The organism is Massilia sp. UBA6681, assembly GCF_002454935.1.
GTDB lineage: Bacteria > Pseudomonadota > Gammaproteobacteria > Burkholderiales > Burkholderiaceae_D > Telluria > Telluria varians.
In genome coordinates this window covers 1-12773 of record NZ_DKJX01000055.1, presented here as the reverse complement: position 1 = coordinate 12773, position 12773 = coordinate 1, and the positions used below count along the sequence as shown (strand labels likewise).

Here is a 12773-nt window from a genome sequence, read left to right as displayed (position 1 = left end):
TGTCCGAGCGATGGCCGGCGCAGCCGGCCATCGTGATCGTTCAAAACACGTTCTTCCACTCGCGCAGCGCCGCGAAGGCCTCCACCGGCGCCGCGCCTTCCTTCAGCCTGCCGGCTCCCACCAGGCTTTTCACGATCCCCGGTTCCGTGTAGCGCAGGAAGGGATTGGTCCCGCGTTCCAGCCCGATGGTCGAAGGCACTGTCGGCAAGCGCGTCCCGCGCCGCTCGCTCGCGTCCTTCATGCGCAGGGCGAGTCCCTGGTTGTCCGGTTCGACCGCCTGCGCGAAGCGCAGGTTCGATACCGTGTATTCGTGCGCGCAATAGACCAGCGTATCGTCCGGCAGCGCGGCCAGCTTGGCGAGCGAGTCCGCCATCTGCGCCGGCGTCCCTTCGAACAGCCGGCCGCAGCCGCCGGCAAACAGGGTATCGCCGCAGAACAACCAGTGCGCACCTGGCGTGCGCCGCACATAGGCGATGTGGCCCAGCGTATGGCCCGGCACCTCGAGCACCTCGAGTTCCAGGTCGAGCCCCGGCACCTCCATGCGCTCGCCTTCGCCCAGCGCCTGGGTGATGCCCTCGATGCCGTCATTGCGTGGTCCGAACACCGGAACACTGCCTTGCGCCAACAGGGCGGGCACGCCACCGATATGGTCAGCATGGTGATGGGTGAGTAAAATGGCGGAAAGGGTAAGATGGTGTTCGGCCAGCGTCTCCTGGATGGGGCCGGCATCGCCCGGGTCGACCACTGCTGCATGGACGCCGTCATGGATCACCCACAGGTAATTGTCGTTAAAGGCGGGAACGGTAAGGACTGCAAGGTCCTGGCGTGCTTGACTCGTCATGGTAAATGTGGAGGCTGAAAGGGTGGCATGGACAGCGCGGCATCGGAAAAATCCATTATAGCGCTCGACCGCTGGCTGCAATCGCCGGCGGGCGCCTACGTGCGCGCCTTCGAGCAAGCCTGCCTCGACGAGCTCACGGTCGACATCTTCGGCTTCAACGCGCTGCAGATCGGCGTGCCCCAGCTCGACGCGCTGGCGGCCAGCCGCATGCCCAACAAGTGGCAGGCCGCGATCCGCACCTCGACCGCCGACGAACTCGCCTTTGCGGCCGGCGGCCAGCAGATCGCGGTGGCGCTCGACTTCGAAGAGCTGCCCTTCGCCTCGCACAGCATCGACCTGGTGGTGCTGCCGCACGTGCTCGAGTTTGCCGCCGAGCCGCACCAGGTGCTGCGCGAGGTCGAGCGCGTGCTGATCCCGGAAGGGCAGCTGATCATCTGCGGCTTCAACCCGGCCAGCCTGTGGGGCATGCGGCAGGGCGTGGGCAAGGTCACGCGTAACGGCTACCTGCCGGCCTCCGGCGAGTTCATCTCTATGCCGCGCCTGAAGGACTGGTTAAAATTGCTGAATCTCGGCGCCACGCGTAGTCACTTCGGCTGCTACGCGCCGCCGTGCCGGACAGCCCATTGGCTGAGCCGGTTCTCGATGATGGAGTCGGCCGGCCGGCGCTGGTGGCCCTACCTGGGCGCCGTGTACGTGGTCCACGCCATCAAGCGGGTCAAGGGCATGCACATCATCGGACCTGCATGGAACAAGAAAACGAGCAAGCGGCCGGCAGCAGTGCCGGCGGCGAATAGAGAATGAGCGAAGCAAACAACGATACCAAGGTCGAGATTTATACCGACGGCGCCTGCAAGGGCAATCCAGGCACCGGCGGCTGGGGAGCGCTGCTGGTCTCGGGCGGCCACGAAAAGGAAATCTTCGGCGGCGAGCCGAACACCACCAACAACCGCATGGAGCTGCGCGCCGTGATCGAGGCGCTCGGCGTCTTGACCCGCCCGTGCCAGGTCGTGCTGCACACCGACAGCCAGTACGTGCAGAAGGGGATTTCGGAATGGATCCACGGCTGGAAGGCGCGCGGCTGGAAGACCTCGACCAGGGAACCGGTGAAGAACGACGACCTGTGGAAGGCGCTCGACCTGGCGCAGCAGCAGCATGCGGTCGAATGGCGCTGGGTGCGCGGCCATAACGGCCATCCGGGCAACGAGCGCGCGGACGTGCTGGCCAACCGCGGCGCGGCCTCGGTGCGTCGCTAATTCGCGTCAGGCGCGCCATCGGGGCCTTCGGCCGGGGCCGCGTTTTGCTATACTGCAATCCGCTTCAACTCACACACCCCACGCCATGCGCCAGATTGTCCTCGATACCGAAACCACCGGCCTGAATCCCCGCACGGGTGACCGCATCATCGAGGTCGGCTGCGTCGAGATCCTCAACCGGAAGCTGACCGGCAATAATTTTCACCGTTATATCAACCCGGAGCGCGACTCGGACGAGGCCGCGCTGGCGGTGCACGGCCTGACCACCGAATTCCTGAGCGACAAGCCGAAGTTTGCCGAGATCGTCGAGGAACTGCGCGAATACGTACAGGGCGCCGAAGTCATCATCCACAACGCGCCCTTCGACCTGGGCTTCCTGAACCACGAGTTCCAGCGCCTCGGCCTGCCGCCGTTCACCTCGCACTGCAGCGGCGTGATCGATACCCTGGTGCAGGCCAAGGAACTCCATCCGGGCAAGCGCAACTCGCTGGACGCGCTGTGCGACCGCTACGAAATCTCGAACGCGCACCGCAAGCTGCACGGCGCATTGCTGGACTCGGAGCTGCTGGCGGACGTGTATCTGGCGATGACGCGCGGCCAGAACTCGCTGACCATGGATGTGGCGGTCGAAGCGAGCTCCGGCGGCGAACTGGGCGATGCGGGGCCGCTCGGCGAGATCATCGTGGTGGCAGCCAGTGCCGACGAACTCGCCGCGCACGAAGAAGTCCTGGCCGGCCTGGACAAGAATGTGAAGGGCAGCTGCCTCTGGCGGAATTATTCGCCCGCAGGGGTGACGGCCGAGTGATCCTGTGGCATAATACGCCTCGCTTCGGGAGGTTAGCTCAGGGGTAGAGCACTGCATTCACACTGCAGGGGTCGCAAGTTCGAAACTTGCACTTCCCACCAAGAATTTAGTCAAAAAAGACGTTGATTGCGATGGCAGTCAGCGTCTTTTTTGTTTTCACGGCTGTTCCGCCACGTAGGCCCTGAGGTCGGGCGTGATGGTCCAGGCGTACAGGGAATGGTCGCGGATCCGCACGATCTGCTCGGGCGGCCACTGTCCGCCCATGTGGAAGTCGTGCGACACCACGCGGCTGCCCGGGCGCAGCTGGCGCCATAGCTGCGGCATCAACTTCAGGTTCACCTCGAACAGCAAATACAGCATGACCACCGTGGCCGGACTGAAATCGGTTGCGAACAGGTCTGCCTGCTGGAAGCGTACCCGCCGCTCCACGCCGGCGCGGCGCGCATTCTCGCGCGCTTCGCGGATGCGCTCGGGATCCAGGTCGATGCCGACGCCGCGCGCGCCATGGCGCCGTGCTGCCTCGATCACGATGCGGCCGTCGCCACAGCCCAGGTCGTAGACGGTGTCGTCGCGGCCGACCCGGCCCAGCGCCAGCATGCGCCGCACCACATCCGGTGGCGTGGAAACATAGGGCACGACCGGCAGCCGCGCAGCCGCGGCGTGCGCGGGCAGCAGCAGTGCCGCCGCCAATGAGGCACCGGCCAGGGCGGCCGTTCCGTGCACCACGCGGCGACGCATCGGCGAAGCCGGCGCGCTTGCGGCCTGATCGGGTGGGGAGGGAAGCTGGTCGGGCACGCGGGAACTCCTGGGTGATCGATCGATCCCTCCAAGCTTACCCGATTCATGCACCGGCGGGCTCAAGCCTTGTGGATGTACGATGACTTCCCTCCAAACGGGAGCGACCAGCGCACCGTTGCTTGAGTTTGAGAGCGAGCTCTGCTATGTTCTTGTGATCAGTCATCGTACAACATTGCTGGGGACCTCATGAAATACCTGCTCGTGCTGCTGTTCTTGATCTGCGGTCCCGCAAGCGCCCTGGCTCAGGAGCGCGTCGACAGGTATGGCGTCTACGAGATCGTCCTGAAGGGGCAGGATGCCGGCAATCCCTTCGTCGACCTCGAGCTGAGCGCCACCTTCACCAAGGGCGCCGAGAGCTTCAGTCCGGAAGGCTTCTACGACGGCAAGGGCACCTACCGGATCCGCTTCATGCCGCCCAGCGTCGGCGCATGGACCTGGGTCACGCGCAGCAACCATCAGGACCTGGACGGAAAGCAGGGCAGTTTTCTTTCCGTCGAAAGCGCCAACAAGGGGCCGGTGCGGGTGGCCAAGGTCCACCACTTCGCCCATGCCGACGGCACGCCTTTCTACCCCTTCGGCACCACCATCTATGAATGGGCCTTCCAGCCGGAAGCGAAGAAGCTGCAAACCCTGGCCACCCTGCAGAAACACCCTTTCAACAAGGCGCGCATGCTGGCGGTGCCGCCCTACAAGCCGAACTACCTCAGCGGCCCGGGCAAGCTCACCGAGTTCCCGTTCGTGGGCAGTTCGCGCGCCGACTTCGACTTCTCGCGCTTCAACCCCGTGTACTTCCAGAACCTGGAGCGGGACGTGAAGCGGCTCTCGGATCTCGGCATCCAGGTCGACCTGATCCTGTTCCGGCCCTACGACAAGGGCCAGTGGGGCTTCGACACCACCAGCGACGCCGTCAACCAGCGCTTCGTGCGCTACATGGTGGCGCGCTTCGCGGCCTTCCAGAACATCTGGTGGAGCCTGGCCAACGAGAACAGCTACATCAAGCACCTGAGCGACGAGGACTTCGACCGCTACTTCCAGATCGTCCAGAAATACGACCCCTACGGCCATCTGCGTTCGATCCACAATGCCGACCGCATCTACGACTACAACAAGCCCTGGGTCACGCACGTGAGCCTGCAGTACTACAACGCGGTCAAGGTCTTCGGCGTCTCGCCGCTGCTGCGCGACATCTACCGCAAGCCCATCGTGCACGACGAGATCAACTACGAAGGCAACTCGGCCAGCCGCTGGGGTCAGCTCAGCGGCGAAGAACTGACGCGCCGCTTCTGGATTGCGCTGACCGGGGGCGCCTACGCCACGCACGGCGAGATCCTCGACAACGGCTGGATCGGCGGCGGCGGCTTCCTGGCCGGCACCAGCCCCGAGCGGATCGGCTTCCTGCGCAAGATCGTGGAAAGCGGGCCGCCGGAAGGACTCAAACCGATCGACCAGCTGTTCGTGATGAACGCGGCCGGCAAGGCGGGTGAATACTATTTATATTATTTTGGGGACGAGCGTCCGCGCGAATGGCCCTTCGTGCTGCCGGTCGGCGAACTCAAGAAAGGGATGCGCTTCAAGGTGGACCTGATCGACACCTGGAACATGACGGTCGATCCGGTGCCCGGCACCTTCGAAATCGGCGAGCTGACGCGCTACCGCGTCGCCGACAAGGACAAGCGCGTGCTCGCGCTGCCGGGCAAGCCCTACATGGCCTTGCGCATCCAGCGCGTCGGCGCCATGCCCACCGGTCCCGGCGCGCCGCTGCCCGGCGCCGCCGCCGACGATTGACACCCACCAGTAAAGCGAAGCACATGAACTTCAGTATCGATCGCAGCGCCAGGCTGCGCCATGCATTGGCGGGCCTGGCGCTGTGCCTGCCCGCGCTGGCGGCAGCGCAAGCGCCTGCGCACCCGTTGCACTTTCATTTCGGCAGCCAGCCGGCGCCCGGGGCCATCCAGGTCAAGTGGAGTGCAGATAGCGGCGCTCCCTTGTACGACGCCGCCCTGGGCTACGGTTTCGTCGACCGTACCGGCGCACTGCCTGCCCGCACCGTGCACACGAGCGGGATCCGCAGCGATGGCAAGGGCTTCGCAATCACCGAGCCGGCCTTCGAGATGGAGAAGGGCTTCGAGAAGGACCATTACAACAACTATGGCATGGCGTTTCGCATCAAGGCTCCCCGGGGCGCCTACGCAATCAGGGTCAACACCACCTCGCCGATCGAGGACACCATTGTCTCGGTGACCGGCATGCAGGCCAGCCGCCTGGCGCCCGGCGTGTTCTGGGATGCCGCCAGCCTGCTGCCGAACAGGACGGTAATCAGCGCACAAGGCAGGCAATGGTCCTATCGCTACGTGAACGGGCGCGGCTTCATCGATATCGAGATCGAGCCGAAGCGCACCGGTACGCCGGTCGGCGTCGAGGACATCGTGCTCACGCCGATTGCGCCCCAGGCGCGGGAGGCCGGCAGGCTGCCCACCATCTACACGCTGGGCGATTCGACCGTCAAATCCTATACCTTCGACGAGGCGCCGATGAGCGGCTGGGGGCAGGTCGTCGACAAGCTGTTCGACCCGCGCAAGTTCAGGCTGCTGAATTATTCGATGGGCGGGCGGTCCTTTCGCAACGCCTATGCGGAAGGGCGGCTCAATGACCTCTTGATGGACGGCCGTGTCGGCGACATCGTGATGATCCAGTTCGGCCACAACGACGAAAGCCTGGACGAGGCGCGGCGCTTCGGGCGCGGATCGACCGAGGCGATGTACGAGACCTTCATTACCGAATTCTACCTGCCGGCGATCCGCGCGCGCGGCATGGTGCCGGTCTTCGTCACGCCGATGTCGCGCGTGAACGGCAACGCGCGACCCGGCGACGCGTTCGTCGATTCCTTCAGCAAGCGCCGCTTCCCCGCGCTGATGAAAAGGCTGGGCGCGGCGCATGGGGTCACGGTGGTGGACCTGAACGCGCGCAGCGTCGACTACTACAACGAGGTGGGCGTCACGGGCCTCATGCCGATGGTGATGGCGATCGAGGCCGGCGAGACGCCCGGCAAGACCAACGACGGCAGCTACGCCAACGGCCACCCCGCCAACAAGATCGACGGCACCCATTTCCGCGAGTCGCTGTCGAAACAGTATGCGCGCATGGTCGTCGGTGAACTGGCGCGGCTGGCAGGGCAGGGCGACAGTGTCGCTGCCGGCATCGTCGCCGGACTGCGCAGCGAAGTGCGCGCCGCGATCGCCGCCGGCGACTGGTCGTCGATCCATCCTGAAACCGCGCGCGACATCGTTGCCGGCGAAGGCGCGTATTACCGCGACCAGGTCGAGAAGCTGCTGCAACTGCGCGTCCTGAGCAAGGATGCGCAAGGCAATTTCAATCCGCAGCAGACCATGCAGACCCGCGAGTTCGCCGCGGCGCTTGCCAGGGCGATGCGCCTGCCTGCGGGAAGGCTGGCGCAGTACGCCGACGGCCCGCTCTCGCGCGAACTGATGGGCGTGATCCGCTCGATGCCTACCGCGCCCGCTTCGCCGCCAGGCCGGCCTACATGACCGACTACAACGGCAAGACCGTGCTGCCGGGCGCGCCCGGCTACGACCCCAACCTCGACAGCGGCGCGCAGGGCGCCATGTACTACCCGCTGGTCGGCTGGGAGCGTTTGCTCGATCGCGGCGAGGTGTCGGCCGCGTATGCCGCCAGCTTGAAAGAGGCCTATGCACTCGGCCTGGTGCGCGCGGAGGCAGGGATCCAGCGCGGCCGCATGCTCAATGGCAGCCAGCTCGACCCGAAGGCGCTCGTCAGCCGCGCCAAGGCGGCGAAGGCGCTGTACTTCATGTGGGTGCTGGCGCAGCCGCCGAAAGCGGAGAACGATAATCCGGTTTGATATTGATGAATCTCAATAGATAGTGCATAATACGCGCACTCGGGAGGTTAGCTCAGGGGTAGAGCACTGCATTCACACTGCAGGGGTCGCAAGTTCGAAACTTGCACTTCCCACCAGAATAAGAAAAGGCCCGCAACGTGAAAATGTTGCGGGCCTTTTTGCATTTCAAGGTCTGGGAGAACGGGCGCGCTGCGCGCCCGCCCCCGAGTATCAAGTCCTGGGCGTCACTTGTCCTTCGCGCAGCCAGCTGAACAGCACCGCCATCATGAAGGGCCCCACGAACAGCCCGATCACACCCAGCGTCGACACGCCCCCCAGCAGGCCGAACAGCACCGCCAGGAAAGGCAGGTTGACGCGGTGGCCGATCAGTTTCGGGCGGATGAACTTGTCGACCATGAACAGCTCCACCGCGCCCCAGGTGAACAGGCCCAGCGCGGCGCCCGCGTTGCCCTGGCCGAGCAGCAGCAGCGAGACCATGGTGAAGGAGAGCGGCGCGCCGCCCGGGATCAGGGCCAGGTAGCCGGTGATCACGCCCAGCATCGCCGGGGCCGGCGCGCCGGCGACGTAGTAGGCGACGCCCAGCACGATCCCCTCCAGCAGCGCGATCGAGCACAGGCCGAGCGCGGTGCCGCGCACGGACAGGGGCAGGATGCGGCGCAGGTTGCCGTAGTGGTCGGGCAGCAGGCGGCTGCCTGCGCCATCGACGTAGCGCACCACGGCGGGGCCGTGCAGGTAGAGGATGAACAGGGTGAGCAGGGTCAGGAACAGGTACAGGGCGTTGGCGAGGATCACCGAGCCCCAGAAGCGCGCCGCGCCCGTCAGGTGCGGCATGACGCCGCCCAGGGTGGACTGGATCAGCGCGTTCAGGCCGCCCGGCACCGCGAGGTGCTCGTTCCACCATTCCAGGATACGCTCGGCCACCACCGGGATGCCGGCCAGCCAGGCTGGCGCCGGCACCCCGACTTCGTTGAGCTCGGCCAGCAGGCGCTGCAGGCCGACCAGCTCGTTGCCGAGCGCCTTGAACAGCAGCAGCGAGGGGCCGACGAAGCACAGCACCAGCAATCCGAGCAGGATGCTGGCGCTGGCCATGCGCGGCAGCCCGCGCGCCTGCAGGCGTTCGTGCAGCGGCCAGGTAATGACCGCCAGCAGGCCGGCCCAGGCCAGCGAGCCGAGGAAGTGCTGCAGCAGCAGCGCCAGTGCGATTGTGAACAGCACCGGCAGCACGAGTGACGAGTAGCGCATCCTGGCCTGGACCCCTTGTTATGTTGTGTTAAGTGTTCAGGCGCGCTGGAGCGCAGCGATGCGCTCCTCGCACGACGGGTGGCTGCTGAACAGCGACATCACGCCGCCGCCGGCGATGCCCGATGCCGCCATGTTCTTCGGCAGCGCGCCGGCGCTGATCCCGCCCAGCCGTGCCAGCGCATCGATCATCGGACGCGGCGTGCCCATGATCTGCGCGGCGCCGCGGTCGGCACGGAATTCGCGCTGGCGCGAGAACCAGGCCACGATGATGCTGGCCAGGATACCGAACAGGATATCGCAGACGATGGCGGTGATGGTGTACGCGATGCCCGGGCCGCTGCTTTCCTCGTCCTTGCGCAGGAAGCTGTCGACCGCGTAGGCGACCACGCGCGCCAGGAAGATCACGAAGGTGTTCACCACGCCCTGGATCAGGGTGAGCGTCACCATGTCGCCGTTGGCGATGTGCGCGACCTCGTGCGCCAGCACGGCCTCGACCTCGTCCTGCGTCATGGACGTCAGCAGGCCGGTCGATACCGCCACCAGCGACGCGTTCTTCGAGGCGCCGGTGGCGAAGGCATTCGGTTCGCCTTCGTACACGGCGACTTCCGGCATGGCGATGCCGGCGCGCTGGGCCTGGGCCGCCACGGTGGCCATCAGCCAGGCTTCGGTCGCGTTCGAGGGCTGGCCGATCACGCGCGCGCCGGTCGACCACTTGGCCATGGGTTTACTGATCAGGAGCGAGATGAAGGCGCCGCCGAAGCCCATCAGGCCGGCGAAGACGAGCAGGGCGCCGAGGTTCAGGCCGTTGGCGGTGAGGAAGCGGTTGACACCCAGCAGGCTGGCGGAAATGCCCAGCACCAGCATGATGGCAAGGTTGGTGGCGATAAGAAGTACGGTGCGTTTCATGGTTCCGGTATGCGTTGATCGATAGCGGCAGGACGGCTTGGGGGCCGGTCCTGCTCAGCCATAAGGATAACGCACCCGGCTGGTCTGGGAAAAGCGAAGAAATTCGAAGTTTTACTTCATAAATACAGAAGTGCTGCCTCTGGGGCGCATGCCCGGCGCCCCGCGGGAGGGCTCAACCGTGCAGGTCTTCGTCCTTGAGGGTGCCGTTGACGTACAGGCGCAGCAGGATCGCGACCGGCGGCGGGATCACGACGCCGGTCTCGAAGCGGCTGCCGCTGGACTGGGTGACGCCGAAGCGGCTCCAGAATTTCTCCTGGCTTTCGCGCTTGCGGATGCGCAGCCGGCGCAGCTCGTGGGGCGCGGCGGGCCAGGGCGCGTTCTGGGGCGCCGGTTCCGCTGCCAGGTCTATTCCGACGGTGTCCACACCGAATTCCTCACCCATCTTGCCAGCCATTAGTAATCCCTTTCGTTCGCCCATGTCGATCTCATCTGCGACCGGATGGGCCGCACCAAAGACTTGATCGTAGCCGGAAAGAGATATGCCAAGGCTCACGAAAAATCACGACCATGCACTTTTTGTAAACTGAACTTTTGGCACAGGGGCCAACGGCGGCGCAAACTCGGGTATGATCCGGAAGTTGCTTTTTGTCATCATATTGGAATGTCCACCCGCCCGGCGATGAATACCAAGACCGACCCCGCCAGCGCTGCTGCGAGCAGTTTCGCCACGCGCGCCGTCAACCTCGTCAACGCCGGCCTGATCGTGCTCGACGCCGGCCAGGAAATCGTCCTGTGGAACGGCTGGATGGTGCCGCGCTCGGGCTACGCCGCCGCGCGGGTGCGCGAGCGTTCCTTGTTCGAGGTCTTCCCGGAACTGCGCGGCTCGCGGGTCGAGTCGGCGGTGCTGGCCGCCCTCACCGAGGAGACCGCGACCACCATCCCGGCCTCGAGCGGCCGCGCCCCGTTCCCGCTGCGCGAGGCGGGCAGCTTCGATGGCGTGCGCATCGAGCAGGCGGTGAGCGTGACGCCCTTCAGCGAAGGTGGCGAGCGCTTCTGCCTGGTCGAGATCCGCGATGTCAGCTCTGCCTTCGACCGCGAGCGGCGCCTGCTCGACCACGCGGAATCGCTGCGCGCCCGTTCCTATGTGGACGGCCTGACCGGCATCGCCAACCGCCGTCATTTCGACGTCGCCCTCGACCGCGAGCTGCGCCGCGCCCAGCGCAACGGCGGCGCGCTGTCGCTGCTCCTGATGGACATCGATTCCTTCAAGGCCTACAACGACCACTTCGGCCACCAGGAGGGCGATGCCTGCCTGAGCACCGTGGCGCAGGCGCTGGCCGCGATGTGCAAGCGCCCGGCCGATGTCGCCGCGCGCTACGGCGGCGAGGAGTTCGCGGCGATCCTGCCGGACACCACGATCGAGCAGGCGCGCGCCCATGCGAACGCGATCCGCGAACACGTGGCTTCGCTGGGTTTGCCGCATGCGCCGGCGGCGCTCCGTCCTTATGTGACCCTCAGCATCGGGGTGGCCGGCTTCGAGCGCGGCCGCGCGATCGAGCCGGCCCAGCTGATCGAGGCGGCCGACAAGGCCCTCTACGCTGCCAAGCGCGGCGGACGCGACCGGGTGGTGGTCGACGGCGACGTCGCGGCCGCGGCCGTCCTGTCCTGTCAGATTCGATAGCGCCAGGTCCGGCCGGCGTCGTGTACACTCGGATCGCCAGGCCTGCGCCGTGCTTGGTGCGGACATGAAGGGATGTGAATGGCTCCTATGCTGATCGGCCATTACCAACCAACGCTGGTGCTGCTCTCGATCCTGGTGGCGATCTTCGCCTCGTACACGGCCCTGAGCCTGTCGATGCGGGTCAAGCAGTCGCACGGCCATGCGCCGCATGCCTGGATGGCGGGCGGCGCCTTCGCCATGGGCAGCGGCATCTGGGCCATGCACTTCATCGGCATGCTGGCCTTCCGCCTGCCGATGCCGCTCGCCTACGATCCCCTGATCACCTTCGTCTCCTGGCTGCTGCCGGTGGTCGTGTCCGGGATGGCCTTGTGGCAGCTGCGCCACCGCGAACTCTCCGTGCGCCACCTGGCCTGGGGCGCGATCCTGATGGGCCTCGGCATCAATGCGATGCACTACACCGGCATGGCCGGCATGCGCATGGACCCGGCCATCCGCTACGATCCCTGGCTGTTCGCCGCCTCGGTGGCGATCGCCATCGGCGCCTCCGCCGGCGCGCTGTGGATCGGTTTCCGCCTCAACGAGAGCGTCAGGCATCCGCGCCTGCTGCAGCTGGGCGCCGCCGTCGTCATGGGCGGCGCCATCGCGGGCATGCACTACACCGGCATGTCCGCGGCCCACTTCGATGCCGCCAGCGTCTGCCGCGCCGCCGACAACGGCGTCAACCAGGACCACCTCGCCATCCTGGTCGCCGTGGCCAGCTTCGCGGTGCTCGGCATCGCGCTGCTGGCGGCGGTGTTCGATACCCGCCTGGAGTCGCGCAACCGCACCCTGGCGGCCTCGCAGGAAGCGGCTGCCGAGCGCCAGGAGCTCTACCTGCGCGAGCAGAAGGCGCGGGTCGAGGCCGAGCACCTGAGCCAGCTGAAGGACGAATTCCTGGCCACGCTGTCGCACGAACTGCGCACGCCGCTCAATGCCATGCTGGGCTGGTCGCAGCTGCTGCTGCAGGGCTACCGCGACGAGGCCATGCTGCGCCGCGGCCTGGAAACCATCGAGCGCAATGCGCGCGCCCAGTCGCAGCTGATCGAGGACATGCTCGACATGAGCCGCCTGATCGCCGGCAAAATACGTGTGGAAGCAAAAGCCGTGACGCCGGCCGAATTCGTCAACGCCGCACTCGAGACCGCGCGTCCGGCGGCGCTCGGCAAGCAGATCCAGCTGGTGGCCGAGGTCGACTACGACGCCGGGCCGGTGTTGGGCGACCTCGGACGCATGCAGCAGGTCTTGTCGAACTTGGTGTCGAACGCGATCAAGTTCACCGAGCCGGGAGGCCGGGTCGCGGTGAGCGTGCGGCGCGAAGGCGACGCGGTGGC

General features: G+C 66.1%; 13 protein-coding genes and 2 tRNA genes. 10 read left to right on the top strand and 5 right to left on the bottom strand.

The features are described 5' to 3' along the window. Nucleotides 1-40 precede the first annotated feature (40 nt). A complete protein-coding gene (gene gloB, locus B2R83_RS09045; RefSeq protein ID WP_292040288.1) occupies nucleotides 41-841 on the bottom strand; it encodes a hydroxyacylglutathione hydrolase in 801 nt (266 codons plus the stop codon). Between the two features lie 27 nt (nucleotides 842-868). Between gloB and B2R83_RS09040 the strand changes: the two genes are divergently transcribed. The 4 genes from B2R83_RS09040 to B2R83_RS09025 all read left to right on the top strand — a co-directional run bounded on the left by B2R83_RS09040 (nucleotide 869) and on the right by B2R83_RS09025 (nucleotide 3000). After that, entirely contained in the window at nucleotides 869-1642 is a 774-nt protein-coding gene (locus B2R83_RS09040) for a class I SAM-dependent methyltransferase (protein WP_292040286.1), read from the top strand. Further along, nucleotides 1639-2094 (top strand): ribonuclease HI, encoded by a 456-nt coding sequence (gene rnhA / locus B2R83_RS09035; protein WP_292040284.1) that lies wholly within the window; start codon nucleotides 1639-1641, stop codon nucleotides 2092-2094. The genes B2R83_RS09040 and rnhA overlap by 4 nt, the downstream gene beginning before the upstream one ends. An 85-nt stretch (nucleotides 2095-2179) precedes the next feature. Beyond that, nucleotides 2180-2899, top strand: a complete 720-nt coding sequence (dnaQ, locus tag B2R83_RS09030; protein WP_292040282.1) for a DNA polymerase III subunit epsilon — start codon at nucleotides 2180-2182, stop codon at nucleotides 2897-2899. Nucleotides 2900-2925: 26 nt separating this feature from the next. Beyond that, a tRNA-Val gene (locus B2R83_RS09025) sits at nucleotides 2926-3000 on the top strand. Nucleotides 3001-3055: 55 nt separating this feature from the next. Here B2R83_RS09025 and B2R83_RS09020 read toward each other — a convergent pair. Beyond that, nucleotides 3056-3694 carry a class I SAM-dependent methyltransferase gene (locus B2R83_RS09020; protein ID WP_292040280.1) on the bottom strand — a complete coding sequence of 213 codons (639 nt, stop codon included), beginning with the start codon at nucleotides 3692-3694 and terminating at the stop codon, nucleotides 3056-3058. Nucleotides 3695-3883: 189 nt separating this feature from the next. On the opposite strand from B2R83_RS09020, the gene B2R83_RS09015 reads away from it, so the two are divergent. The 4 genes from B2R83_RS09015 to B2R83_RS09000 all read left to right on the top strand — a co-directional run bounded on the left by B2R83_RS09015 (nucleotide 3884) and on the right by B2R83_RS09000 (nucleotide 7690). Beyond that, the gene (locus tag B2R83_RS09015) at nucleotides 3884-5482 is read left to right on the top strand and encodes a DUF5605 domain-containing protein (protein WP_292040278.1); all 1599 of its coding nucleotides are present in this window, start codon (nucleotides 3884-3886) and stop codon (nucleotides 5480-5482) included. 23 nt (nucleotides 5483-5505) lie between these two features. Next, nucleotides 5506-7242, top strand: a complete 1737-nt coding sequence (locus B2R83_RS09010) for a GDSL-type esterase/lipase family protein (protein WP_292040276.1) — start codon at nucleotides 5506-5508, stop codon at nucleotides 7240-7242. Next, nucleotides 7239-7574, top strand: coding sequence for a hypothetical protein (locus B2R83_RS09005; RefSeq protein WP_292040274.1), 336 nt, complete (start codon nucleotides 7239-7241; stop codon nucleotides 7572-7574). Before B2R83_RS09010 ends, B2R83_RS09005 begins: the two co-directional genes overlap by 4 nt. Nucleotides 7575-7615: 41 nt before the next feature. Continuing rightward, a tRNA-Val gene (locus B2R83_RS09000) sits at nucleotides 7616-7690 on the top strand. A gap of 94 nt (nucleotides 7691-7784) precedes the next feature. On the opposite strand, the gene B2R83_RS08995 is transcribed toward B2R83_RS09000, so the two are convergent. The 3 genes from B2R83_RS08995 to B2R83_RS23900 form a co-directional block, all read right to left on the bottom strand. Further along, nucleotides 7785-8816, bottom strand: coding sequence for an AI-2E family transporter (locus B2R83_RS08995; RefSeq protein WP_209586768.1), 1032 nt, complete (start codon nucleotides 8814-8816; stop codon nucleotides 7785-7787). A 36-nt stretch (nucleotides 8817-8852) separates the two neighbouring features. Further along, the gene (gene htpX, locus B2R83_RS08990; protein ID WP_209586767.1) at nucleotides 8853-9722 is read right to left on the bottom strand and encodes a protease HtpX; all 870 of its coding nucleotides are present in this window, start codon (nucleotides 9720-9722) and stop codon (nucleotides 8853-8855) included. Nucleotides 9723-9894: 172 nt separating this feature from the next. After that, the gene (locus B2R83_RS23900; RefSeq protein WP_307189215.1) at nucleotides 9895-10176 is read right to left on the bottom strand and encodes a helix-turn-helix domain-containing protein; all 282 of its coding nucleotides are present in this window, start codon (nucleotides 10174-10176) and stop codon (nucleotides 9895-9897) included. A 207-nt stretch (nucleotides 10177-10383) separates the two neighbouring features. On the opposite strand from B2R83_RS23900, the gene B2R83_RS08980 reads away from it, so the two are divergent. Both B2R83_RS08980 and B2R83_RS08975 read left to right on the top strand, forming a co-directional pair. Further along, nucleotides 10384-11403 carry a GGDEF domain-containing protein gene (locus B2R83_RS08980; protein ID WP_292040270.1) on the top strand — a complete coding sequence of 340 codons (1020 nt, stop codon included), beginning with the start codon at nucleotides 10384-10386 and terminating at the stop codon, nucleotides 11401-11403. A 78-nt stretch (nucleotides 11404-11481) separates the two neighbouring features. Beyond that, nucleotides 11482-12773 (top strand): MHYT domain-containing protein (locus B2R83_RS08975; RefSeq protein ID WP_292040268.1); only part of this gene is annotated, 1292 nt, incomplete at its 3' end.